The sequence below is a fragment of the Streptomyces sp. NPDC055189 genome (assembly GCF_053606765.1).
In genome coordinates, this window is sequence record NZ_JBSGSG010000001.1 from 374,989 (window position 1) to 397,712 (window position 22,724).

The 22,724-nt window shown below is 72.3% G+C and carries 20 protein-coding genes; 12 read left to right on the plus strand and 8 right to left on the minus strand.

Annotated elements, in window-relative coordinates:
• Positions 1-178 precede the first annotated feature (178 nt).
• Positions 179-574, plus strand: a complete 396-nt coding sequence (locus ACWFR3_RS01675; protein WP_453732500.1) for a hypothetical protein — start codon at positions 179-181, stop codon at positions 572-574.
• 361 nt (positions 575-935) lie between these two features.
• Here ACWFR3_RS01675 and ACWFR3_RS01680 read toward each other — a convergent pair whose 3' ends face one another.
• Positions 936-1,550: a TetR/AcrR family transcriptional regulator gene (locus ACWFR3_RS01680; RefSeq protein ID WP_453732501.1), complete on the minus strand. Its 615-nt coding sequence runs from the start codon at positions 1,548-1,550 to the stop codon at positions 936-938.
• The gene (locus ACWFR3_RS01685) at positions 1,550-2,398 is read right to left on the minus strand and encodes an oxidoreductase (protein WP_453732502.1); all 849 of its coding nucleotides are present in this window, start codon (positions 2,396-2,398) and stop codon (positions 1,550-1,552) included. Before ACWFR3_RS01685 ends, ACWFR3_RS01680 begins: the two co-directional genes overlap by 1 nt.
• A 590-nt stretch (positions 2,399-2,988) precedes the next feature.
• Here ACWFR3_RS01685 and ACWFR3_RS01690 point away from each other — a divergent pair.
• The 3 genes from ACWFR3_RS01690 to ACWFR3_RS01700 all read left to right on the plus strand — a co-directional run bounded on the left by ACWFR3_RS01690 (position 2,989) and on the right by ACWFR3_RS01700 (position 8,192).
• Complete coding sequence (locus ACWFR3_RS01690) at positions 2,989-3,381, plus strand: hypothetical protein (RefSeq protein ID WP_453732503.1); 393 nt, start codon at positions 2,989-2,991, stop codon at positions 3,379-3,381.
• 283 nt (positions 3,382-3,664) lie between these two features.
• Positions 3,665-5,131 (plus strand): CpaF family protein, encoded by a 1,467-nt coding sequence (locus ACWFR3_RS01695; protein ID WP_453732504.1) that lies wholly within the window; start codon positions 3,665-3,667, stop codon positions 5,129-5,131.
• 277 nt (positions 5,132-5,408) lie between these two features.
• Entirely contained in the window at positions 5,409-8,192 is a 2,784-nt protein-coding gene (locus tag ACWFR3_RS01700) for a hypothetical protein (RefSeq protein WP_453732505.1), read from the plus strand.
• Positions 8,193-8,494: 302 nt separating this feature from the next.
• Here the strand turns inward: ACWFR3_RS01700 and ACWFR3_RS01705 are convergent, their stop codons facing one another.
• Entirely contained in the window at positions 8,495-9,076 is a 582-nt protein-coding gene (locus ACWFR3_RS01705) for an XRE family transcriptional regulator (RefSeq protein WP_453732506.1), read from the minus strand.
• Between the two features lie 349 nt (positions 9,077-9,425).
• Here ACWFR3_RS01705 and ACWFR3_RS01710 point away from each other — a divergent pair, with 349 nt between their 5' ends.
• The 8 genes from ACWFR3_RS01710 to ACWFR3_RS01745 all read left to right on the plus strand — a co-directional run bounded on the left by ACWFR3_RS01710 (position 9,426) and on the right by ACWFR3_RS01745 (position 14,678).
• The gene (locus ACWFR3_RS01710) at positions 9,426-9,683 is read left to right on the plus strand and encodes a hypothetical protein (protein WP_453732507.1); all 258 of its coding nucleotides are present in this window, start codon (positions 9,426-9,428) and stop codon (positions 9,681-9,683) included.
• Positions 9,680-9,877, plus strand: coding sequence for a hypothetical protein (locus ACWFR3_RS01715; RefSeq protein WP_453732508.1), 198 nt, complete (start codon positions 9,680-9,682; stop codon positions 9,875-9,877). The genes ACWFR3_RS01710 and ACWFR3_RS01715 overlap by 4 nt, the downstream gene beginning before the upstream one ends.
• A gap of 281 nt (positions 9,878-10,158) precedes the next feature.
• Positions 10,159-10,647: a hypothetical protein gene (locus ACWFR3_RS01720; protein ID WP_453732509.1), complete on the plus strand. Its 489-nt coding sequence runs from the start codon at positions 10,159-10,161 to the stop codon at positions 10,645-10,647.
• 553 nt (positions 10,648-11,200) lie between these two features.
• The gene (locus ACWFR3_RS01725) at positions 11,201-11,989 is read left to right on the plus strand and encodes a hypothetical protein (RefSeq protein WP_453732510.1); all 789 of its coding nucleotides are present in this window, start codon (positions 11,201-11,203) and stop codon (positions 11,987-11,989) included.
• Positions 11,990-12,167: 178 nt separating this feature from the next.
• Positions 12,168-12,362, plus strand: a complete 195-nt coding sequence (locus tag ACWFR3_RS01730; protein ID WP_453732511.1) for a hypothetical protein — start codon at positions 12,168-12,170, stop codon at positions 12,360-12,362.
• A 95-nt stretch (positions 12,363-12,457) separates the two neighbouring features.
• Positions 12,458-13,021, plus strand: coding sequence for a hypothetical protein (locus ACWFR3_RS01735; RefSeq protein ID WP_453732512.1), 564 nt, complete (start codon positions 12,458-12,460; stop codon positions 13,019-13,021).
• 171 nt (positions 13,022-13,192) lie between these two features.
• Positions 13,193-13,531, plus strand: a complete 339-nt coding sequence (locus ACWFR3_RS01740; protein WP_453732513.1) for a hypothetical protein — start codon at positions 13,193-13,195, stop codon at positions 13,529-13,531.
• A gap of 130 nt (positions 13,532-13,661) precedes the next feature.
• Positions 13,662-14,678, plus strand: coding sequence for a DUF932 domain-containing protein (locus ACWFR3_RS01745; RefSeq protein ID WP_453732514.1), 1,017 nt, complete (start codon positions 13,662-13,664; stop codon positions 14,676-14,678).
• Positions 14,679-15,081: 403 nt separating this feature from the next.
• On the opposite strand, the gene ACWFR3_RS01750 is transcribed toward ACWFR3_RS01745, so the two are convergent.
• The 5 genes from ACWFR3_RS01750 to ACWFR3_RS01770 are packed head-to-tail and all read right to left on the minus strand — an operon-like array spanning position 15,082 to position 22,674.
• Positions 15,082-16,035 carry a C40 family peptidase gene (locus ACWFR3_RS01750; RefSeq protein WP_453732515.1) on the minus strand — a complete coding sequence of 318 codons (954 nt, stop codon included), beginning with the start codon at positions 16,033-16,035 and terminating at the stop codon, positions 15,082-15,084.
• A gap of 6 nt (positions 16,036-16,041) precedes the next feature.
• A complete protein-coding gene (locus tag ACWFR3_RS01755) occupies positions 16,042-17,079 on the minus strand; it encodes a replication-relaxation family protein (protein ID WP_453732516.1) in 1,038 nt (345 codons plus the stop codon).
• Positions 17,076-19,601: a type IV secretory system conjugative DNA transfer family protein gene (locus tag ACWFR3_RS01760; protein WP_453732517.1), complete on the minus strand. Its 2,526-nt coding sequence runs from the start codon at positions 19,599-19,601 to the stop codon at positions 17,076-17,078. The genes ACWFR3_RS01755 and ACWFR3_RS01760 overlap by 4 nt, the downstream gene beginning before the upstream one ends.
• Positions 19,602-19,630: 29 nt before the next feature.
• Positions 19,631-21,589 carry a VirB4 family type IV secretion system protein gene (locus tag ACWFR3_RS01765; RefSeq protein WP_453732518.1) on the minus strand — a complete coding sequence of 653 codons (1,959 nt, stop codon included), beginning with the start codon at positions 21,587-21,589 and terminating at the stop codon, positions 19,631-19,633.
• On the minus strand, positions 21,583-22,674 hold the full coding sequence (locus ACWFR3_RS01770; protein ID WP_453732519.1) for a PrgI family protein: 1,092 nt from the start codon (positions 22,672-22,674) through the stop codon (positions 21,583-21,585). Before ACWFR3_RS01770 ends, ACWFR3_RS01765 begins: the two co-directional genes overlap by 7 nt.
• Between the last annotated feature and the right edge of the window lie 50 nt (positions 22,675-22,724).

Sequence of the window (22,724 nt, forward strand, 5' to 3'; positions counted from 1 at the left end):
GACCTCGCCCAGTCGCGCGGTTCCCAGGGAGTCTCTGCTGGTGCGGGTACTGCTGACCTGACGCTTGCGCCAACGGGCATGCCACCTGGCTCGTATTGCACTCGGGCGGCGGCAGTCGCAGCGATGCGGCCAGAAAGCCCTCTCCTGAACCGGGTATTCCGCTGCCAGGTTGAACGCCATGAACTCGTCGAAGCGAATCGCGGTTGTCTGCACGGCAGTTGCCGGGCTCGCCGCCACGGCGTTGGCTACGGCTCCCGCCGCATCGGCCGACTCCTACAACGGATGCGCATGGCCCCGGGTCTGCTTCTACCAGACCAACAGCCAGTGGAACAGCGCCAGTCCCACAGCCGCGTACCAAGATGTCACTACCGCCTACCAGAACCTCGGCGCCAACAGCCGTGGCGCGGACTGGGTCAACAACACTCGCAACGACGACCGGGCGTACCTCCGCTATGTCGTCAACAGCAGCGGCGCAACGCAGTACCTCTGCCTCTCACCGAATCACCACGTGAACTTTTCCTCGGCATACACCGTGACCGGCATCAGGATCGATACGGCAGCCACTTGCCCATGAGCTGGTTCGCCTGTCCGTACCCCGAGCGCCCCCAGCGGCGGGGCCAGGGGCGGGCTCCTGGCCCCCGGTGGGCTGCAGACTGAAGTCTCCGCCTTCGATGAGGATCAGCAGGCCGATCGCGATGAGGACACCGGGCAGGAGGATGTGGCCTCAGCGGCTGAGTGCCTTGGCGATCACGGGACGGGTGGCGAAGAACTTGCCTGCGAAGCACCAGACGGCCACCAGGGCTGGGAAGGCGGTGCGTACGGCGTTCGTCTGCGACTACCTCGCCGCATAACGACACGAACAGGCGCCCCCTTCGCGGGCAAGGGCCGACCGGAACTTCGTGGTTGCGCGCCTCGCCGCGATCACGGCAGATGCCTCAGGTGGTCAGGCCGGCGCTGGTCAGCCAGATGTGTTCGCATGTCGCCGACGCCTCCTGGAGCTTCTCGCGGGATTCCTGTGAGGCGTGGTAGAAGGTCCGCTCGATCATCCAGCACAGGGCGCGTGCCATCGCCGAGGCCTGGTCCGGTGCGGCGCCGGCCTGGATGCCGGCGCGTTCCAGGACGGCGGTGATGGCCGCGATGAACAGGTCAGCTGTGTGGTTCCACAGCTCGCCGATCTCCGGCACGGTCAACGACAGGTCGATTGCCGTGCGCATGACCCGGCCGTGCTCGTTCCACAGCTCGACCGTGCGCTGCATGGCCGCCGCGATGGCCTGACGCGGCTCGTCCGTCTGCGCCGTGACCCGGGACCGTTCCCACAGATGCTCGACGGTCCGGGCCACGAGTGCCGTGACCACTTCTTGTTTGGAGCCGAAGTAGAAGTACAGGGCACCACGTGTGATACCGGCGCCCTGGGCTACGTCGCCGACGGTCATGGCGTCGTAGCCCTTGTGCGCCAGCAAGGCCTCGCAGGTGTCGAGGATGGCCCGCTCCCGGACATCCCCCTTGCGCTCGGTGGTGCGACGGCCGCGCGCGGAATGGTGGCCGGGCATCAGAGCTGAGCGCCCTGGGCGAAGTCGGTCGTACGGGAGAGCGCTTCCCACGCGCGGATGTCCTCGTCCACGGCCGTGCGCGCGGCGGTGACCAGCCGCAGCGCGTCCGAGCCCAGGACGAGGTGAGCCGGCGGCTGCTCGACCGAGGTGATGTGCACAAGGGCTTCTCCGGCCTTGGCGGGATTGCCCAGCTGGTTCCCGCTGGCCTTCTGCCGCGCTTCGCGGATGGGGGTGAACAACTCGTCGTAGTCGTCGACGGTCCGCGCGGTGCGTGTCATGGACCGTCCGGCCCAGTCGGTGCGGAAGGAGCCGGGCTCGACCGCCGTCACGTGGATTCCGAACTGCGCCACCTCCTTGCCCAGCGCCTCCAGGATGCCTTCCAGCGCGAACTTGCTGCCGCAGTAGGCGGACATGCCGGGCACGGCCATGAGGCCGCCCATGGAAGTGACGGCCATCAGGTGCCCGCGGCGGCGCGCGCGCATGTAGGGCAGCGCCGCCTGCAGGGTGGCCACCGCCCCGAACACGTTGACCTCGAACTGCCGCCGCACCTCGGCCAGCGGCGTCTCCTCGAAGGTTCCCTCCAGGCCGTATCCGGCGTTGGCGACGACGACGTCCAGGGGGCCGACGCTCCGCTCGACCTCCGCGACCACGCCGGAGACGGCGTCACCGTCCGTCACGTCCAGGATGCGGCCGTGAGCGTGCCCGGGCCTGACTTCTTCGAAGGCCCGCAGGTCCTCCTCGGAGCGAACGGTGCCGATGACGGTGTGCCCGGCCGTCAGGGCGGCTTGGGCGAAAGCGCGCCCCAGGCCTGTGCTGACGCCGGTGATGAGCCAGTTCCGCTTGTCCATAGTTCCTCCAGAGAGGTCTCACGAGGAGCCGGGGCGCCCTCCGCAGTGAAAGTCTACACCGCGTCGATTTTAATCGTTGCTGCGTCGAAATTGGGCGACGGGATTTCGGTGAGGCGAGCGCGGGTGGGCTGCTGCAGACGGACTCCGCCCGTTGAGGATTGCGATACTTAATCTTTGCTTGTGAGCGCAAGAAGGTCTCAGTTACTCGATATAGCGGGATTTAACGGCGTAAATGACCTTGCGCTCTCGTGTGCAGTCTCAAACTGCTTCGCATCAGCATCTTGCAATGTGTGCCGGAGTCGGGAGTATGGGTACCTGCGCCCGCGCACTCCCGTACGCCGGGCCCGAATCTGCGTCTGTCGTGAGGCGGGGTGGTCGTGGTGTGTCAGAAGCGTCGGCTGTGGAGCAGACGGCGGTTAGCGGCGTGTGCCGGAATCTGCGCAACGGGGCTGCTGATCGTGGCGGCCTGCAGCGACTCGGGACATGACCCGAAGAGGGATGAGCACCCGGGAGGGAGCCGGGCGCCAAGTCCTGTGCAGACGGGGGCGGCACGTACCGCAGTTCCCCCGGAGCCAGCGCAACTACGGGCGATGTCTGCGTCCCTCGGTATGCGGCGGGTCGGGGCGGAGGCGGGAAGGGCCCCGGACTGGAAGCCGCCGCAACTGGCCCGGCAGGCCATGGAAGATGCGCGGGGTGCGCTCTCCCGTCAGAGGTACGCCGACAGCCGCAGCGATCTGGCACCCCGGCGCAATCCGCAGAGCCCGCCCCGCGTGCCCCGGGCTGACCCGCCCGCCGGCTACGCCTCGGTGATCGCCTTTGACTGCGGGGCGCCCTCCCGCTGGCCGAAGTACCGCAAGAAGAACGGCGCGTTCGCCGCCGACAAGACCCGAGGACGTCAGGCGATCAAGGCCGAGGTGAACATGCAGCAGCACGGGGAGTGGCAGGTTGCGCGCTTCGCACGCCAAGGGGCCGGATCGTGGTGAGCAGCCGGGCGTGCGGCAGCGCGGCAGGCCCGGCCGTGGAGCCGTCGGCTGCGGGTGCGGGGCCGGTCGGGGGTGGCGGCGGCCGGGGGCCCGCCGGCGGCGCGCAGCATCCGCATCCGGGATGCGGGCGCGGTGCCGGGAAGGACGGCCAGGGCGGGCGGCAGCAGGCGCCGCGCAGCACCGTCCGGCCCGCCGAAGGCGCCGTGCCCGGTGACCAAGCCGGCCTGCCGGCGAGCAGAGAGCCCTGCGGCGGCCCTGCGGCGGGCGGCCCGGAGAGCGTGCGGTGAGCGGGCCCACGGGCTGGCACCCGGCGCCGCCGGGCACCGCAGCGGGAGCACCTCTGCCGCACACCGGCACGCACCGCGCTGATCCGCGAGCGGCCGTCAGCAGACCCCCCGACCTGCCCGAAGCAGGCCCGGCGGCGATGGCCGGCAACGGCGTGGGCGAGCAGCTCCAGGAGCAGTTGCACCGCGAGCTCTCGCAGCGGCTGTCCGAGCGCCTCGGCAGCAACCCTGCCCCGGCTGCCGGCCGGGCCCGGTGGACCGGCGCCGAGCAGCGCGCTGCGGCCGAGACGATCCTGGCCGAGGCCGCCGAGGAACATGCGCGCCACCAGCTGGCCCGCGGCGAGCAGATGCTGCCGCCCGAGACCGAGCAGCAGGTGATCACAGCGGTGCTCGACGAAGTGTGCGGCCTGGCCGGACTCGAGCCGCTGCTGCACAACCCGGACCTGGAGACCATCAACATCAACGGCGACTGTGTCTTTGTGCGCTACGTCGACGGACGCCGCGCACAACTGCCGTCCGTCGCGGGCTCCGACGCCGAGCTCATCCAGCTGATCCGCAGCCTGGCCGCCCGCTCGGGGGCGCAGGAGCGCTGCTTCGACCGGGGCAGCCCCAGCGTCCGCTTCCAACTGCCCTCAGGCGAGCGGGTCGTTGCGGTGATGGCGGTGTCCGCCCGGCCCTCGGTGTCCATCCGCCGCCACCGCCACCCGATCGTCTCGCTGGCGGAGCTGCGCCAGCTTGGCACCATCGACCGCAGCCTGGAGGCGTTCTTGGGCGCGGCGGTCAGGGCCCGCAAGAACATGCTGGTGACCGGGGGCACCGCGATGGGCAAGACCACTTTGCTGCGCGCGCTGGCCGCCGAGATCCCGCCCGCCGAGCGCCTGATCACCATCGAGGACGTCTTCGAGCTGGGCCTGGACGGCGACCCGCAGGCCCATCCCGATGTGGTGGCGCTGCAGGCCCGCGAGGCCCGTGCCGGCGGGCAGGGAGCCGTCAGCCAGAGCGACTTGGTGCGCTGGGCGTTGCAGATGGCCCCGGACCGGGTCATCGTCGGCGAGGTCCGCGGGCCCGAAGTGATCCCGCTGTGCAACGCCATGAGCCAGGGCAGCGACGGCTCCATGGCGTCCGTGAACACCTCCACCAGCCGCGGAGCGTTCACCCGCTTCGCCGCCTACGCCGTCCAGGGAGCCGAGCGGATGCCGCCGGAAGCCACCAATCTCCTGGTCGCCTCGGCGCTGGACTTCGTCGTACATCTGGAGCGGTCACGGGACGAACCCGCCCAGCGCGTGGTGTCCTCCGTGCGCGAAGTCATCGGTGCCGACGGCCGGCAGATCATCTCCAACGAGGTCTACCGCCCCGGGCCCGGCCTGCGGGCCGAGCCCGGCATGCCGCTGCGCTCCCAGACCCTGGGCGCCCTGACGGCCGAGGGCCTCGAGACGCACCACGGCGGGCCGGGGTGGCCGCGGTGAACCCCTCTCCACCCCCGGCGGCCCGGCGTGCTGCCCCAATCGGCGCAGGACTCCTGCTCCCCGACGAGACCCGGATCCGCACGCACACCTCCCTCTCGGCCACCGAAAGCGCCCGCACCGTAAGCGCCACGGCAACCTCCGTCACGGTCAGCGCCACCATGCGACCGTGCATGCCGTTGCCGGGCCTGATCGCCGCGGAGCGCCTGACCGTAACCGCCCCCGGACGCGCCCGCCCCGTACGCGGGGCGGACACCACGGAACCGTAGGCCGCGCTGCCATGGCCCGCGGACGGCACAGACCGGGACGGCGCAGACACCGGCGGGAGCACGGGACGCTGTCCGCCCAACTCGCCGCCCGCGTCGAGCTGTTCGTACGTGGCACCCTGGCCGCCTTGCTTCTCGTCGCGCTGGTGGCGGGCCTTCCCTGGGGGCTCTGCCGGTACGTCGGATGGCCGCTGCCCGATCACCTCCCGGCCGGGCGGGAAGCCGCTGCCTCGCTGACCGCACCGCTGAACGCGTCGCTGCTGCTGAAGGTCCTGGCGTGCGTGCTGTGGGCGACCTGGCTGGCCTTCCTGGGCGGGGTGTTGCGCACCGCCGTCGAGGGCCTGCGGCGCGCCACAGGCGGGCACCGCCCGGCGGTCGCGGGCGGGCCGCTGACAGTGCTGGCTGCCGCCCTGCTGGGCGCAGCGGCCCTGGCGCTCCTGCCGGGCCGGGTCCCCCAGGCGTCCCTGGCCGCACCGAAGCGGCAGATCACCGCCGACGCGCCGAGCACCTCCCTCCGGCTGCCGCGGGCAGAGCAGGACGGCAGCAACCCCGCCGCACCCTGGGAGAAGGACACGACCGCTCTGGTGCGCCCCCCGCTCAACGGTGTCCACGACAGTCTCTGGCGCATCGCCGACCGGCACCTGGACGACGGCGGCCGCTGGCCGGAGATCTACGCACTGAATTACGGGCGCCGCCAGGCGGACGGCCACGCACTGATCGATCCCGGCCTCATCCGCCCCGGATGGGTGCTGCGGCTCCCCGCCCCGCGCCCGGACCCCGGGGATGACCCCGGGCGCGGGCATCCTCCCGTGCCCCCGTCCCGCCCGGCGCCGCCCTCCGGAGGAACAGAGACCCCGACGTCCCCCAGCACGCCGTCGTCCGCGGCGCCGCAGCCCCCCGGCGGCTCCGGCCTGGACCTGCCCGAAGGCGTCTTCATCGGGGCGGGGACCGCCGCCGTCATCGCTGCGGCCCTCCTGTTCGCACGCCGTCGCCGCAGGGTCCGCTACCGGCCGGGCAGCGGCGCGCGCGAGGACCTCCGCCTCGCGCCCGTCATCCGCGCCCTGCGCCGGGCGAGCGCGCAGCCCGCCGGATCCGAGGGCAGGCCGGCCCGGACCCCGCAGGCCGCAGCGGCCGCAACCGGTGCCGGGGCCGGCAGGCCGGGCCGGGACGCCGTGGGGTGCGGCCGCGCGCGGCGGGCGGCGCAGGCCACGACCCGTGTCCTGGGGGTCAAAGACGGCCAGGACCTGGCCTGGGATCTGGCCCGAAGCCGGGGCCTGGGTCTCACGGGTCCCGGCGCACTGGACGCGACCCGGGCGCTCCTGCTCAGCCTGATGGCCGAGCGGCCAGGAGAAGGGGCGGCGGAGGTGGAGCTCCTCATGGGGGCAGGGGAAGCACAACGGCTTCTGGGCCGGCGCACCGCCGGTGCCGCCGGACGGCGGCTGCGCATCGTCGCGGATCTGCCCCAGGCGCTGCAGCTGATGGAGACCGAGATCCTCTCCCGTACCCGGGCACGCTCCGAGGACGCCACCGCGGCCGGCCCCGCCCGCGTCACACCGCAGATCGTGCTTATCGCCGTGGTGCCGGCCGAGGAGGAACGCCGGGTGCAGGCCATCCTCGACAGCGGTGCAGCGCTCGGCATGGCCGGCATTCTGATCGGCCAGTGGCGCCCGGGAGGAACCCTGCGGGTGCGGGATGATGGAACCGTGGGGGCCGCCAGCCCCGCCCACGCCCAAGCCTTCGCGGGGGCCCGGCTGTTCACCGTGCCGCCCGAGCCCGCCGCAGCGATCCTCGACCTCCTCCTCGAGGCGGCCGCCGAAGAGAGCGCGACGCACCCGTTCGGCCAGGACCCCCGAGCATCGCCATCCGTGCCCCCACCGCGTGCCGCCGACTCCCGACAGCCGCCGGCACCGCCCGGCGCGGGCGAGCAAAGAGCAGCCGGCGCCGCGGAGGACAGGGCGCCGGCTCTTCGGGGAGATGCCAACCCGGTCCGGCGGTCCGGGGACGGCGATCGACTGATCCGCATCTGCGTTCTGGGGCGCGTGACCGTCACCTACCGTGCACCAGGAGGGGCACAACCGGCAGATGTCACGGGGATGATGCCCCCCAAACAGCGTGAACTCCTGGCCCACCTCGCCCTGCAGCGTGAGGGGGCGCGACGCGAGAAACTGACGGCGGCGATCTGGCCCGACGCCCCCTACACCCGGCCGTTCAACGCGTTTCACGCCACCTTGAGCCAGCTGCGCCGGGTCCTGCGCACGACCACACACGGGGTGATCACCGGCATCACCTGGCGCGACGACACCCGCTACGGGCTGGACGAGCGGCAGGTCAGTGTCGATCTGTGGGAGCTCAAAGACGCACTCCGGGCCGCCCGGACACAGGAGGGCGAGGGAGGCCGCCAGGCGGCCCTGCGCCAGGTGGTGGATCGCTACGCGGGAGACTTCGCGGATGACGTGGCGGGGGAGTGGGCCGAGGCACCGCGGGAGAATCTGCGCCGTGAGTACCTCGACGCGGTCAGTGCGCTGGTGCGGGTGCTGCGGGGAACGGACCCGGACCGTGCCCTTGATCTGCTGGAGCAGGCCCGGGAGCGAGACCGCTACAACGAGGCCATCTACCGCGACATCGCACGCGTGCAGGCGCAGCTCGAGGAGTACGACGCGATCCCGCGCACGCTGGAGCTGCTCAAAAGGGCCCTGGCCGAGCTGGACCAGCTGCCCGGCGCTGCGACGCTGACGCACTTCGAGATGCTGGAGGCCGGAGGAAGACCCGACAACCGCACCCCAGAACCGGGTAATTGAGGAGAGGGGTGCCGGCAGAAGGCCTGTCCTCGGGGTGCCCGCTTCTGCAGTCCCGGGGCGTGCGTGCCACGAGGGCGGCGTGTTTCTCTGCCCACGCGGCGGCCGGCGCCACGACCGTCAACAGCTCCTGGGTCGAGGTGCCAACTGGTACGTTGTCAGGCCTGCCCGGATTGAGGGCAGCGGCAGGACGACGGTCACGGCCCTGACCTGGCGGATCGCCGCGTGCGAGGCCAGGTTCACAGCATCGCCGACTGCGGCCAGCCCTCACGGACGAGGGCCGGGGAACTGCTGCAGCAGAACGATTACGAGCCGGTCGGCACGCCCCTGCTCCAGAGCTCCTCGGCATGCTCCGCGAACCGGTCGAACATGCCTCCCTCGCTCCGGCGGTGCAGGTGCAGGAGGGGGGAGTCATGCCCGACCAGGCGCGCTAGGTGCGGCGTCACCAGAGCGTCCTGGTCGAATCGGAAAACGCTCAGGGCGACGTGGTTGGGGGCGTCCTCGGGGGCGCTGAAGCGCGCCTCCATGCCGTCCAGGGGCCCGAGCCGGGACAGTGCCTCCAGGGTCATGCGCACGCGTGTGGATACCGTCAGAGTGACGTCCTCGAGGATCTCGCGCTGTCGCGTCACCTCGCCCTCAGGGTCGCCGATCAGGAACCTGACGCGGCACCCCGCCTCCGTCTTGCGGCGCAAAGCATCGGAGAAGGCCGGGAGCTGGGTCCACAGAAAGTAGTTCGTGTACCCGGCAAAGAAGATGTCCTGTGAGGCGGCGCCCATCAGGTCGCTCCACACGGTGGACGGAGCCGCAGAGCGGTACGGATACGACTGGACGAGCTCGAGGTCTCCTCCTGCCTTGATGCGGTCCTTCACGGCCTTGGGCCACAACATCTCTTCGTCAACTCCTAACGCCTGTGCAGCGTCTTGCCGGTTCCTGGCATGGGGCACCAGCTCTTCGTCCGAGAGCCAGCGCTCGATGGTCTTGCCGGTTACCCCGATGCGGGCTGCGAGCCGGCGCGGCGACCGCCCGGCCGAATCCATAGCTGATCGTAGGTTCCTGTTCAAGGTATCCCCCAGGACATTTGGGCCTTTTCCACGGTAGCGCCCGGCGGGCCCAAGTGTCCGCGAAAGGACAGGAGATACGTCCGTCCTGACGGGCGACGCTCCGTCGTGCACACCGTCCCCGCACCCGCGGCGTAGCCAGACCGGGGGTGTGGCCGACCGACAGGGAGCCGCCACCATGGACGAAAACCAGCCCCGGGACACCGGGCGAACGACCCACCAGGACGCCCTGCAACAACAGCTCGTCATCGATACCCGGCGGATGCGGCTGGGCCGGGTGATGGGGCACGAGGGTCCGTATGTGCAGTTGCGGCCGCCGGGCGGCGGACGCGAGTGGGACGCCAGGCCGGAGGACGTCCGGCCGGCCCGCGAGGAGGAGGTGCTGCGGGCGAGCGTCGCCGAAGTGGGCACCACCGTGCGGGGGCAGACGCCGTGAGTGTGCAGACCGGGCCGCTGCCCGACCCCAAGAGCCTGAACTACGAGCAGCTCCACGAGCAGGCGTGCGCGCTGTGCGGGGCCCGTCTGTTCCGCGACCGCCTGCTCGGCACGGTGCGCCATCCGTACACGCCGGGCGAGACCGTCGAACTGTGGGCGTGCGCCCCGGACTGCCGGGGGAGTTCAGGCCCGTGACCAGGGTGTGCCGTGCGTGCGACGCACCGACATCCGCGCCGGTCCCGGTCGCCCTGGAACACGTGGCGAGCACCGCGGGCCGCGTCGTCTACCTCTGCCCGCCGTGCCGGCTCACCCTCCGGGTCGTGCCGCTCTCTGAGCACCCCCGGGGCAGCGACGGCAGCCTCCGGTACGAAGAGGAGAGAGCCTGAAGCCGCCCCTACCACCGGGGTGGCAGGGGCGGTTCGCTGAGGGCGGGGCTTCCCGCACGGTGACGAACGCTGTGTTGAGAGACTCTCCTCATGGGATCTTGGGGAGCCTTGGGGCCGGCGCTGTTGTCCTTGGCCGGTGTGGCGCTCGGCGCGGGCGGATCGCTGTTCGGCCAGCACCTCGTGGCCCGACAAAGCGCGCGCCAGCTCGAAGCACAGGAGTCAGCCGCGCACCGGGCAGAAATCAAGAACGCCGTCCTGAAATTCCTGGCTCTCGCATCGCAGGCGGAGAAAACCGCGCTTGCCCGCTCGGGCGGTGGTGACGCGTCAGCCGATCCCGACCTCGGCCGCCTCGTCGATGACCTGTGGCTGGCCCACGCGGAAATCGACCTGGCGGCCAGAAGCGAATCCTTGCGGGGCGCCGCCTACCGCTATGCGGCCCGCCTCGCGGAGGCGGCCAGGGACGGCATATCCGACGCGTCCACGCTGCGCCGACCGCAGGCACAGTTCTTTGACGCGGCCTACGGCGACATGTGGCCCGGCCATCGGCGGGCAGCCGGTGATTTAGCCGCACCGCGGTGAGATGGGAACGGCGGCGGACGGCGTGCTGCCGACCGCGGCCACCCGCCCCGGTCGCGTCTCTCGCCGCGCATTCCTTCAACACAGAGCCTCCGCCGGCCGGTCGCTTCCACGGTCCGAGCGGTCTGCCTGCGCGCCTGCCTGCTAGAGCAGCAGCCCCCTCTCCGGGTCTTGGTGCAGGTCGTCGGGCCGTCCCGTCTTCCTGCGCGGCGCGCAACTCCATGTCCCGCAGGGGCACTTGGACAGACATGTCGGCGGGCGGGGGCGGTGTTGGTGCGGTCGGTCCAGTTCTGCCCTCCCATCTTCTTATAACTTTCCTCATTTCTTGTTTCATGGTGCAATTTACGGCCTTTCCTGGTCTGATCGCTCTCTGGGTGGATATCCATTTTCCCGGGCCGAGGGCAGGTAATCGGATTCCGTTAACTGTCCGCTTGGCCGCCTCGGCGGGAATTCATCATCTTCGCGCAGCCTATTGAATTGCAGCGAGAATGCGGGACAATTGAATTGTCGAGGCGTAGTGCAATAGGTGCACGTCGCGGACGATCGGAGAGCGATCGTGAGCAATTCGACTCTCAGCGTCACAGCCGAACACATGGCGCAGGTGACGCCGGACGATTTCAGGGAAATCCAGCGCAAGTCACGCGCGTACTGCCGCGCCGTGGACGGCACGCGCTCCCGCAAGCGGATGGACGGCAGCGCCACCGTATCGGGCGCCGGATTCGCGCCGTACGGAACGGACGATGTGAGCGACGATGTCACGCAGGATGCCGTCCTGCGGTTCGCCAAACGGCTCGGGGAGATCACCGGGCGGTGCGCTGTTGCCGCACACTGGATCGCCACGCGTGCGCCGGCCGCCTGGCAGTACGAGAAGCGCGATGGCCGCACCATCGTCGTCACCCGGGCCACCCTCCAGTACTGGGCCGTCCGGGACGCGGCCGCAGCCAACGGCTACCGGCTGGATGTGCGGCCCGACGACGCCGACGCGCAGCCCGGTGCGCAGTCCATGCGCGGCATCCGGCACGCCGACACGCTGCAGACCCTGGCCGTGGCGCCCTACCTGGCCGCGCACAGCGCGGCCATCTTCCGGGCGGCGTGGGGAAGCGGAAGCGGCTACCGGACCCTTGCGCTGCTGTTGGGAATAGCCGGCCAGGCCGACGATCTGGGGCGGGAGGCCGTGTTCGGCAAAGCGGCGCAGGCGCTGTACGGGGGGCCGCGGAATTCGTCGTCCAAAGTGCAGCGCGCACGGGATGCCGCCGCCCTGGAATGGCGTGACTTGAGGGGGCGGCTGGATACGGCACGCGATGAACTTGTCTACCGCGGCGCACAAATGAGCCGCGCCGCATAGCAGCCGCGCAAAGGGCTCCGGAGGATACGGCAGATCCCCTCCGGAGCCCTTTGCTATTCCCGAAAATCATGGGAAATGTCTCCGGCGATCGGTAATCGGGGCCGTCCGCGGCCCGTATGTATGTGAAACCGAGAAAGCGCCCGAATCCGAAACGAGGGCGAAGAGAAGGGGTTTTCCCATGGATCCCGATGCCGCACTGGCGAGCTTACGGCGTGCCGTTGACGGACTCGATTCCGTTGCCGCCAATCCTGCACAGGACTGGAGCGGCGAACTGATCGACGTCCTGGAACACGTCGCGGCCCTCGACGAGTGGATCAGCCGCGGCGGCTTCCTGCCCGGTGACTGGAATGCAGCAGCCCGGCCCGGCCGCTAGCAGGCCGACCGCTGCCCCGAACCGCAGTTACACCCTCCCTCGCCGGCGCGCGGGGGAGGGGCCCTCCGCTGCCTGCCAAGGAGGCGCACGACGCCATGAACATCCAAGGCGTTTCCCCGAACGACTTCCGCGCACTGACCGCCGACGTGTCCGGCGATCGCTACGAAACCAATGTGATCGTCGCCCCGGACGCGCACGTCGCAGGCAACTGCGCCACCGTGGCACGCCTGCGCGTGGCCGACAGCCGAGGCTTTGGCGCGCGCACGGCCGCATCCGGCCGGCACGGCCCCTACGCCTGCTGGCACGCCTACCGGGACGTGCTGTTCCTGCTGTTCTGCACCTACCCGGCCGCCACCGTGCGCACCTGCTGCGCGACGTACCGGGGCCTCCGGGGATTCGAGGAAACCTTCCAGATCACGGCGTATCACAATCTCGGATCCGCGCTGCACCCGCGCTATATCCGCGATCTGTGCGTCGTGGCGCGCTGCGGAGAGCCGCCGGACGTCCGGGACATGCCCTGGCCCGTGCCGGCGGATGAGGTCGCGGCGCGCGCGTGCAGCGAGAGCGCACTGGCTGACGACGCTGTCCCGGAAGTGGGCTTCACCGGGCCGCCCAGCCTGCTGGGTGCGCCCGATCTCGCCTACAGCTGCGAGCGCTGAAACGCCCTGAACGCCCCGCCCGGTCGGCTGTTTCCCCGCCCTGTGGGCGGCGGCGCGCGCACCGTGCCGCGATGATCGCGGCGCCGGGTGCCTGTCCCAGCGCCCGGGTGTTCCGGTAGATCCTCGCGGCCGGACGCCCGGGCTCCTGCTCCGGAAACGGAGGCGCACCGCATGAGTACACCCGAACTCTCAGCGATCACGCATGTGTGGTCCAGCTTCGGTCACCGCTTCTCCAGCGACGGCGGCTGTGACGGCCACCTCGACGGTGCGTCGTGCGAACGGTGCATGACCTGCGGCGCCGTCTACGCACTGCGGCCCTGCGCCGATGATCCGGGCGGCGGCGACTATACGGCCGCCAACGGGGATGACCCCGTCGCGTGCAGCGGCGACACCCTCATGTGCCACGGAGACGAGCCCTGCCAGGCCGACAACGGCCGGCCGTGCAACGGCGCAGCAGAACCTTGCCCGCACGAGACACATGCCTGCAACTGCCTGCTGTGCACCGGGTAGACCACGATGCCGGCAGCACTCGGGTGCGCCGGCGCACGGCCCGGTGCGGACCTCCGCGGAGCGGGCGGGCGGCCCGCTGCCGCCCGCCCTCTGCGTCCTGTGCATCGTCAACCCGGAAGGGAGAAAGGCCATGTCCAAGGAATCTCTGCAATGGTTGAACGCGAACACACTGATCGGGTTCACCGACCAGCGCGGCAGCGCGTGGCACTACCGCGCGAACCTGCAGAGCGCCGAGACCAATCACTACCCCGGTGCCATCCCCGTGGACGACGTCAAACGGCGGCTGTTCGGATGGCAGGCCGTGGCCAGCCCTGTGTACGTGGAGAGTCCCGTCACCGGCGGGCTGGTGCCCGTCCCCGAGCGCCGGGCCTTTGTCCGCAGCGACACCGGCCATGTGCTGGGCATCTTCGGCGACGGGTATCAGGCACACGCCTACGAGGAGTGGCTGATCGACACCATCGCGCAGCTGCTGGACGCGGACCTGGCCATCGGATCGGCCGGTCTGCTGCGGCAGGGGGCGGTCGCCTGGGTGTCGGTGGAGGTGCCGGAGAACGTCGTCACCCCGGAAGGGGTGGAATTTAGGCCGCACTTGTTCGGTGCGACGAGCTTTGACGGCTCGCTGGCGACGACCTTTAAGCGGGCCGTGACCAACGTGGTGTGCGATAACTCGATGTGCGCGGGACTGGCCGAAGCCGGCCAGCAGCTCAAGATCCGCCACTCGCGCTACTCGCAACTGCGGCTCGGTGAGGCCCGCCAGGCGCTGAACATCGTCTACGAGATCGCGGACGATTTCGCGGCCGAGGTCAAGCGGCTGTGCGAGACGAGCGTGAGCGAGCGGCAGTGGGCCGACTTCCTCGACGCGCACGCCCCGCTGCCGCAGGAGCCGGGCCGCTCGCGCACGATGGCCGAGCACAAGCGCGACAGCCTGGAGCGGCTGTGGCGCAACGACATGCGGGTCGCGCCCTGGCAGCACACGGCCTACGGGGTGCTGCAGGCCGTCAACACCTTCACGCACCACGAACAGACGGTGCGCGGAGCCGTCCGCGCGGAGCGCAACATGCTGCGGGCCGTCACCGGCGGTGTCGACGATCTCGATCTCGGCACGCTGCGGACGCTGGACGACGTACTGGCGGGCGCCGCGGTCTGAGCCGCAGGACGGCAGCACGCAGAGGGCGGTGGCCGAGCACGCCGGGGCCACCGCCCCTTAGCCGTTTGCGACTTTGGGTTCGCGTCTGCGCTCGGCGATGCGGGCGGGGGCGTGGCGGGAGCTGCGCAGGGAGCACGGCAGCGGAGCTGCTCGCCACGCTCGGGGAACCCGACGCAGCGCTGCGGCACCCGATCCCGACGCGAGCAGGGCGGCGTGAACGGGCCGAGCGGAGAGGCACGTTGCTGTACCTGTCCCACCCGGGCGCCCCGCCTCCGTCGAGATCACGGACACTTGTCACGCCCTACGGGGTGCGCCAGGACCGCATCAGGGGGTGAGGGGCCGGCCCGCGAGCGCAGCCCGCGCCGCCGGTTAGCGTGGTGACCACGCGGGCCCTCCGTCCGTATCACGTGGCGGGCCGGGTGGCGCCCGCATAGTCATCGCCCGGGTAGCGGTAGGGGGCGATTCTGATGTTCCGGGAGCGCCCCGGGGCATCGATCATTTTCCGGTCGCCGATGTACAGGCCGACGTGGTGGATGCCGCCGTCCGGGCGGCCGTAGAACACCAGGTCACCGGGCCGCAGGGGCGCTCCCCAGGGCAGGCGCGGGCCGGCGGCGTATTGCTGCTGGGCCGTGCGCGGGAGGGTGATGCCCGCAGCTGTGTAGGCGGCTTTGGTCAGGCCGGAGCAGTCGAAGCCGCGGTCTCCGGCGGCGGGACCGTCGCCGCCCCAGATGTAGGGCAGGCCGAGCTGGTTGCGGGCGTAGCTGAGCGCCCGCAGGGCGGGGCGGGCGGGCGCGGCGGCTGCGGTGGCCCGGGCGTCGACGGGGTGGCTGCTGCGGTATTTGCGGGCCTGGGCCAGGACTTGGGAGACGTACCAGTTTGCATGGTTGTACGCGAAGATCGCTTTGCGGAGGTCGGCGTTGTGGCGTGCTCCGGACTGGCACAGGTAGGCGGCGGCGGTGTGGATCGCGTCGTGGGGGTTGTAGGGGGAGGGCGGGGTGGCACCGCCGGGGGGCGGGGGGCGCTGGGCGATGACGCTGTCGAACGTCGGGCGCAGGAACTGCATCGGGCCCTGCGCGCCGGCGTAGTTGGATCCGCTGCGCACGCCCGGCAGCGGGGAACGGCCGTGATCGGTTTCGATCTTTCCGATGGCGGCCAGGGTGGACCAGTCCAGGCCGGGGCAGGTGGCGGCGGACGTGCGGTAGAGGGTGAGGTAGCCGGCGGGGATGTCGGCCAGGGCGCGGGCGCTGGGGTGGGTGGCGCCCGGGGTGAGGGGGGCGAGCAGGCTGCTGGCGCCGGCGGCGATGGCCATGATGAGCAGGAGGAGGACCGCGCCCACCGCGGCGAAGATCTTGCCCATGGGGGGTCACCCTTTCTGGCCGTCGATCCCCGGACTCCAGGTCCCGGGGCCGGCCGGCGGCAGGATCTGGCAGGCGGGGGCGCTGGCGGCCTGCTGGTCCGGGGGAGCGGACAGCGGCGCCAGGTGGGGCCAGGCGGCGGGCAGTTCGCTCAGGCGCAGGCGGCGCGTGGGGCGGTCCGGTGGGGTCAGGGGCAGCCAGCGTGCGCCGGCGGGGCCGGGTGCGGTGTCCGGGAGCGGCTCGGCGCTGGCGGTGGCCAGCGGCACGCAGGCCGGGTCGGCCAGGGCCATCAGCGCGGCGGCCAGGGCCGGGCGCAGGCGGGCTTCGCGCTGGGCGCTGGGTGTCCAGATCAGGACGGGGGTGGTGATGCCGGTTTGGTGGGCGAGGCGGGCGTAGCGGGGCAGTTTGCCGCTGACGCGGGCGGCCGGGCGTTCGCTGCCGCTGTCGTATTCCAAAAACCATTCGAGCTCCCGGGATTCTTCCTGCCAGCGGCCGTAGGCGTCGGGGCGCACGATGTCGCCGAAGTGCCGGCGGCAGCGGGCCTCGGACCACCATGCGGTCAGCCGGCCGGTGCCGGGCCGGCTGCGTGCGCTGGCGGTCAGTGCGGTGAAGAAGCCGTTGGTGCCCAGGAGGTGGTCCAGCTGCAGGGAGTGGGCCACTCCGATGCTGTGGTCGTGCCGGTAGCGCAGGTCGCTGATCTCTACGCCGTCTTCGCGGGCCAGTACGGCGGCTCCGGCGATGTCCAGGACGTAGTGCATGGGGGCGGAGCCGTAGGTGAGGAAGGGCTGGAAGCGGTCCAGGACACGCCACTTGTAGAGCTGGAGCAGGCGCTGGTTGGCGGCCCGTGCGGAGGGCCAGGCCAGTTCGGTGATCTGGTGGGTGGTCAGCACCCGGTGTTCGTGGAGCAGGCGCGCCAGCCAGCGGTCGCGGGGGGTGAGGCGGGGTGCGAGGCGGGCCAGGTGTTCGCCGGTGGCGGCGGTGCGGCCGCCCGGGCGCTGGGGGCGGTGGCCGCGCAGGGAGCGCTGCGGCCCGGGGCTGGTGATCACGGTGGTTCGCCTCCCGGAGGTGGGGTGGGTGCGGGTGGGGCGGTGCGGCGCGGGTCGGCGGGCCGGGGGCCCGGCAGGTGCGGGGCGAGGGGTGCGGGTGCGGGGCGGGCGTGGTGGTGGGCGGCGGCGCGGTTGCGCCGGGCCAGGCCGGGGGTGGGCGGCGGCAGCGGCTGGGTGCGGGCGGTGAAGGCGGGGACTTCGGCGCCGTGCAGGACCAGGCGCACCGCCGCGTGGAAGGCGTCGAGGTGGGACAGGTCGTGCTCGCCCAGGCGGGGTTCGGTGTGGCGGGCGAGGTGGCGGGCGTCCTCGGGCGATGAGGTGAAGAAGATTTTGGTGCGGGCGTTGGTGCTGATGCCTTCGGCGAGATCCGGGGGCAGCTGGCGCAGGTACTGGTGGGCCAGCGTCATCGACAGGCGATAGCCCCTCGCCTCGGCGAGCATGTCCTGCAGGGGGTAGGGCAGGTTGAGGAAGTGGTGCGCCTCATCGACATACAGGGAGGCGTCGGGGCGCCGGCTGGGGCGCAGGCGGGCCCGGCCGGTGGCGGCCTGCCAGGTGCGGGCGACGATGACCGAGCCGACCAGGTGGGCGGTTTCGGCGCCCAGGGTGTCGCGGGCGATGCGCACCAGGCAGATCCCGCCGTGGTCCAGTACGTGTTCCATGTCGACGGTGGAGGGGCCCCCGGCCAGCGCCTGGCGGACGAAGGGGCGCAGCAGGAAGCCGCGCAGTTTGTTCATCAGCGGGGCGGTGACCTGGGCGCGGCCGGGGGCGGTCAAGTCCTCGTACCAGGACCAGAAGCCGCGCAGCACCTCGTCGTGGATCTGTCCTGCCGCGCGGCGGCGGACGGCGGGCACCGACAGCAGCCGGGGCAGGTCGGCCAGGGTCGGGGTGCTCGGCAGCGCCCGCAGGGTGAGCAGGCCCGCGCGCAGGATGTCATCGGTGCGCGGGCCCCAGGAGGAGGCGTAGACCCGGGAGAAGATCGAGACGAGGTTGTCGACGGTGCGTGCGGGGTCCGGGCCCTCCAGGGGGTTGAGGACCGGGGGGCGCAGCGTGCTGTCGGCGTCGAAGAGGACGATTCTCGTGCCGAGGTGGGCGGGCAGGCGGGCCAGGACGTCGGCGACCAGGTCTCCTTTGGGGTCGATCACTACTTGTCCGCGGCCGGCCGCGGCGTCGGCGAGGATCATGTGGCCCAGCAGTTCGGACTTGCCCGATCCGGTGGCGCCCAGGATGTGGGTGTGGTGGCGGGCGTCGGCGATGCGCAGGCCGATGGGCCGCGGGCGCCCGGTGTCGGTCAGTCCCAGGGGTTTGGCCGCGGGGCCGGGGGCCTCGATGCCGGGCGGCGGGGGTACGGCGCGGGCCCCGGCGCGCTGCAGGCCGGGCACGGCGTGATCCCAGGGCAGGTGGGCCACGGCCGCCAGTTCCGCCACCGACAACAGATCGCCCCGGTCCAGGCGCCGTTGGACCAGCTGGTCCAGCAGGCGGCGCGGACGGGTGCGGCGGTAGAAGTTGTGCTCGGTGTAGGGGGCGAAGGCGCCGGCGATCGCGTGGGCGCGCCCGCGCAGGGCCGCGCGCATCCGGCTGCGCTCGCCCGGGCCCGCCTTGGCGGTGGCCGGGGTGGTCACGGCGTAGCGGATGCGGGTCTCGTACTGCGGGCCGCGCTGTTTGGCGACGGTGGCCCTATCCGCGGCCGAGGTCTCCAGGACGGCTTGCCGGCCGGCGGGTGCCGGCGTGCGGGTCCGGTGGGCCGGGCCGGGGGTGAGCCCGTCCAGCAGCCGCCCCAGCACCGGCGTGGTCGCGGCGGCGGGCGTGCGCCGGGCGTGGCGCCGGGCTTTGGCGACCCGGTGTCCGGTCACCGGCCGGGCCAGGATCTGCACCACCGCCCGTTCGCCGGGGGCCAGCGCGGCCGGGGCGCCCAGCAGCGCGCGCAGGGGGTCGACGGGGAAGTCGGTGCGCAGCGGCAGGGCCTCGCTGCGGGCCAGGCGCAACTCCCCGGTGGCTGCCTGCAGTGGTGCGGCGGGGCGGGGCGGGCAGGGGCGGCTGTGGGTGCGGGCGCCGGGCCAGGCCGCTTCGACGGCCCGCTCGACCAGGCCCGGCGGGATGCTGCCCGGCACCCATAGCTGGATGTGCACGCTGTCGCGGTCGAGGACGTACTCGAAGGCCAGATGCGGCTGCCCGGACAGCACCCGGCGCCAGGCCGGCCGCAGCAGGCCGACCAGGTTGGCCCACAGTGCGGCGGCGCCCGCGGCATCGACCCGGGGCGGGGGCAGCACCCGCACGAGCCGCGCCTCGTGCATCAGCATCCGGTGGCACCGGCGGCGCCAGCCGCGGCGCAGGACCCTCAGCAGGCCGGTGGCCAGGAGCAGGGCGCCCAGCGCCGGCAGTGCCCACGGGCGCAGCAGCCCCGCCAGCTGGTCCAGGGCCGACTGCGCCGCTCCGTAGGGGTCTTGCACGAAGTGCTCCAGCGGGGAGGGGTGCGCGGCGAGTTGGGGGCCCGGGCCGGGCGCCGGGCGCAGGGGGCGAACCATCACCGGGCCGCCTTTCGCAGGGGGAAGGGTCAGACGGGATCCAGGAAGATGTGGCCGTAGGCATCGACTTCGAGGCCGGGCCCCGGGCCCTCTGGGGCATCCAGGTTCCCCGGGGCGTCGGCGTCCGGGCCCGCTGGGGGCGTGGGCTGCTGGGCGGCGTAGGCGGCGAGTTCGGCGGGGTCGCTGGTGACCAGGTGGTGCTCGGTGGGCGAGGCCACGCTGTGGAAGGCCACCCGCTGGCTGCCGGCGGCCAGCAGTCCCTGTCCGCGCTCGGCGGTCAGCAGGAACTGGCGTTCGCCGTCGGACAGGTGGAAACTGCGGGTGATCTCGTCGATGGCCTGGGGGGCCTGGCGCAGCAGGATCTGGGTGGCGGCGTTGGCCACCACCGCCTGGCCCAGGTCCGTGCCGAGCACGTCGGCAATGTCCTGGGTGGCCACTGTCAGCCCGGCCCAGTGCTTGCGGCTGGCCTTGGCCATCCGGAAGAGGAAGTCGGCGCCGGCCGGCTCGCGCATCAACAGCCATGCCTCGTCGACCACGACCAGCCGCGGCGCGCGCAGCGCGGGATCGCTGACGTGGCGCCAGATCGCGTCCAGGGTCAGCAGGGTGCCGATCGCCTTGAGTTCATCGGGCAGGTCGCGCAGCGAGAAGACGACCAGATGCCCCTCGGTGCGGCGCGTGGTCGGTGCGCTGAACAGGCCGGAGAAGGCGCCGGCCGTATAGGGGTGCAGGCGGGCCGCCAGCTCGACGGCGGCGGCATCCGTGCTGTGGTGCAGTACGTCGGCCAGGTCGGGCAGCAGCGGCGGCGGGCGCGTCCAGCTGCGCGGATCGGCGGTGATGCCCGCCTGCTGGTAGGTGGCCACCACAGCCCGGTCCAGGGCGGCCCGCTGGCCGGGGGCCAGGGGGGAGCCCAGCAGCACGCCGATGACGGTGTGCAGGAACAGCGAACGGCGCACCAGGGCGTCTTTGGGGGCGCTGCGCCGCCCGTCGGGCCGGGTGTGCAGCGGCAGGTCGAAGGGGTTCAGGCGCACCCGCTCGGTGCCCAGCGGCACACAGGTGCCGCCGACCGCGGCGGCCAGGCGCGCGTATTCGTCCTCGGGGTCGATGACATGCACCTCGATCCCGCGGTACAGCGAGCGCAGCAACTCCAGCTTGACCAGATAGGACTTGCCGGCACCCGAGCGGCCCAGGACGACGGAGTTGTGGTTGTCCAGCGCGAAGCGGTCCCAGTGCACCAGGCCCTGGCTGGCGATGTTGTATCCGTAGAGCACCCCGCCGGGCGCGGACAGCGAGGCCGGGTCGGCGGAGGGCAGATCGGGGCTGGTGAAGGGGAAGGCGGCGGCCAGCGCCCCGGTGTCCACGGTGCGGCGCATGCGCACCGGGTCCAGGCCCAGCGGCAGGCAGGTGACCCAGCCCTGCAGGCTGCGGTAGGTGGTGGGCTTGGCGTCCAGGAGCAGGCTGGCGGCCAGCGAGCGCACCGCGGCGACCTCGATGGCCAGTTCCTCGCGCCCGGCGGCGTGCACGGTCAGATACAGGCCCAGCCGGTAGAGCTTGCCCTCCCCGCGGGCCACCCGGGCGGAGAGATCGTAGGCGTCCTCGGTCGCCGCCTCGACGTGCGGGTCCAGCAGGCGCCCCTTGTCCTGGCTGTAGCGGCGGCCCGATTCCAGACGGGCCAGCTGCCGTTTGAGCCGGCTGGCGGCGGTGACCGGGTCGATCGGCTCGATGTGCAAGGCGACATCCACCCGGCCGGGATAGGTCAGCAGGGGCTGCAGCCAGCCCGGATGCACCTCGCGGGGGTAGCCGGTCACCGCGAAGGAGGCCACCTGCTCGGCCCCCACCTCCAGATGCCGCGGCGCCACGACCAGGGCATCGGGCACAAACGCCGCGCCCGGCTCCGGGTCGGTGGGGCGGGCGGCCGTGCGCGGGCCGCGGGCCAGGCGCCGGCGCAGGGTGCGCGCGCCGTCCGGCCGGCCGTGACGGGGCTTCACCATGCTTCCTCCCGGGGCGGTGCGGCCTCCTCCGGGCCCGGCAACCCGCCGGCGGTGATGACTGCGTCGGGTGCGGCGAGCGCGGCGGAGGGGGCCATGAGGCTGTCGGGATTGCAGGCCGCGCCCAGGACGGCGGTGGCCTGCGCGCCATCGAGCGCCACCACCGACAGGCCCAGCGGGGTGAGCAGTTCGGCGGCCTCGTCCAGGCGCCGCATCAGGCGCGCCCCGGCCGCCCGCCGCACCGCGAGATCCCCGGCCGGTGCGGGGGCGCTGTCCTTGGCCCGGGCGCGCCCGGAGAAGGGGGAGATCCCTTCGAGGTCCGCGGCGGCGGTGCGGCCCTGGCCCCAGGGCTCGCGCAGGATCAGCAGCACCTGGCGGCGCAGCAGGTTCGCCTCGCGCCCCAGCTGCTGGACGTAGTCGGCGTGTTCGCGGGCCGCCGCCGCCAGTGCGGGGTGGGGCAAGGCGGCCGCGTACTGGTGCAGTTCGCCGACCTGCGCCGACAGATCGAGGCGTTCGGCGCGGATGAGGATCTGCACCGGAGCCGTCAGCGCGTGCAGGTAGCGGCCGAGGGCGGCCACCAGTGCTTCCTGCTCGGCCGGGGTGCGCAGCGCGAAGTTGACGGTGCCGCACAGAGCCACGGCGGCCACCCCCTGCGTGCCGAGGTCCACCAGGCCCAGCTGTGTGACGTGCCGGGCCGGCAAGGGCCATGCGGTCGAGCAGGGCGCCGCGTCGGGCGCGTTGCCGTCTTCGCCCCGGGCGCGCTCGGCGAGCCAGGCGGGCGGCGGGCTGATGCCCTCGGGCGCCTGGACGTAGCGGCGCGGTGCCAGGCGCTGGCGCACGGCGGCCAGCGCCAGGCGGTCCAGGGAGATCCCGTCCCGGCTGCCCAGCGCCAGCAGCACGGCGCAGCCGGCCGGCGCCAACGCCAGGGGCACAAAAACCCATCCGGGCACCACGCCCCGCAGTGCCGTCCAGGCGGCGTAGAGCAGGATGCCGGTGAGGGCCAGGATCAGCAGCTGGCGGGCGTTGAGGCCGGCCAGCACCGTGTCCTCGCGCTCGACGTCGGCGGGGATGCGTACCGGCTGCGTCATCACTCGGCCCCCTCTGCAGAGCGCCCGGGCCGGGGCGGTGAGCTGAAGAA

Excerpts from the sequence above, each read along its gene's own strand:
- ACWFR3_RS01675 (WP_453732500.1), top strand. The coding sequence starts at position 179 with ATGAACTCGTCGAAGCGAATCGCGGTTGTCTGCACGGCAGTTGCCGGG.
- ACWFR3_RS01680 (WP_453732501.1), bottom strand. The coding sequence starts at position 1,550 with ATGCCCGGCCACCATTCCGCGCGCGGCCGTCGCACCACCGAGCGCAAG.
- ACWFR3_RS01685 (WP_453732502.1), bottom strand. The coding sequence starts at position 2,398 with ATGGACAAGCGGAACTGGCTCATCACCGGCGTCAGCACAGGCCTGGGG.
- ACWFR3_RS01690 (WP_453732503.1), top strand. The coding sequence starts at position 2,989 with ATGTCTGCGTCCCTCGGTATGCGGCGGGTCGGGGCGGAGGCGGGAAGG.
- ACWFR3_RS01700 (WP_453732505.1), top strand. The coding sequence starts at position 5,409 with ATGGCCCGCGGACGGCACAGACCGGGACGGCGCAGACACCGGCGGGAG.
- ACWFR3_RS01705 (WP_453732506.1), bottom strand. The coding sequence starts at position 9,076 with ATGTTGTGGCCCAAGGCCGTGAAGGACCGCATCAAGGCAGGAGGAGAC.
- ACWFR3_RS01710 (WP_453732507.1), top strand. The coding sequence starts at position 9,426 with ATGGACGAAAACCAGCCCCGGGACACCGGGCGAACGACCCACCAGGAC.
- ACWFR3_RS01720 (WP_453732509.1), top strand. The coding sequence starts at position 10,159 with ATGGGATCTTGGGGAGCCTTGGGGCCGGCGCTGTTGTCCTTGGCCGGT.
- ACWFR3_RS01730 (WP_453732511.1), top strand. The coding sequence starts at position 12,168 with ATGGATCCCGATGCCGCACTGGCGAGCTTACGGCGTGCCGTTGACGGA.
- ACWFR3_RS01735 (WP_453732512.1), top strand. The coding sequence starts at position 12,458 with ATGAACATCCAAGGCGTTTCCCCGAACGACTTCCGCGCACTGACCGCC.
- ACWFR3_RS01740 (WP_453732513.1), top strand. The coding sequence starts at position 13,193 with ATGAGTACACCCGAACTCTCAGCGATCACGCATGTGTGGTCCAGCTTC.
- ACWFR3_RS01745 (WP_453732514.1), top strand. The coding sequence starts at position 13,662 with ATGTCCAAGGAATCTCTGCAATGGTTGAACGCGAACACACTGATCGGG.
- ACWFR3_RS01750 (WP_453732515.1), bottom strand. The coding sequence starts at position 16,035 with ATGGGCAAGATCTTCGCCGCGGTGGGCGCGGTCCTCCTCCTGCTCATC.
- ACWFR3_RS01760 (WP_453732517.1), bottom strand. The coding sequence starts at position 19,601 with ATGGTTCGCCCCCTGCGCCCGGCGCCCGGCCCGGGCCCCCAACTCGCC.
- ACWFR3_RS01765 (WP_453732518.1), bottom strand. The coding sequence starts at position 21,589 with ATGGTGAAGCCCCGTCACGGCCGGCCGGACGGCGCGCGCACCCTGCGC.
- ACWFR3_RS01770 (WP_453732519.1), bottom strand. The coding sequence starts at position 22,674 with ATGACGCAGCCGGTACGCATCCCCGCCGACGTCGAGCGCGAGGACACG.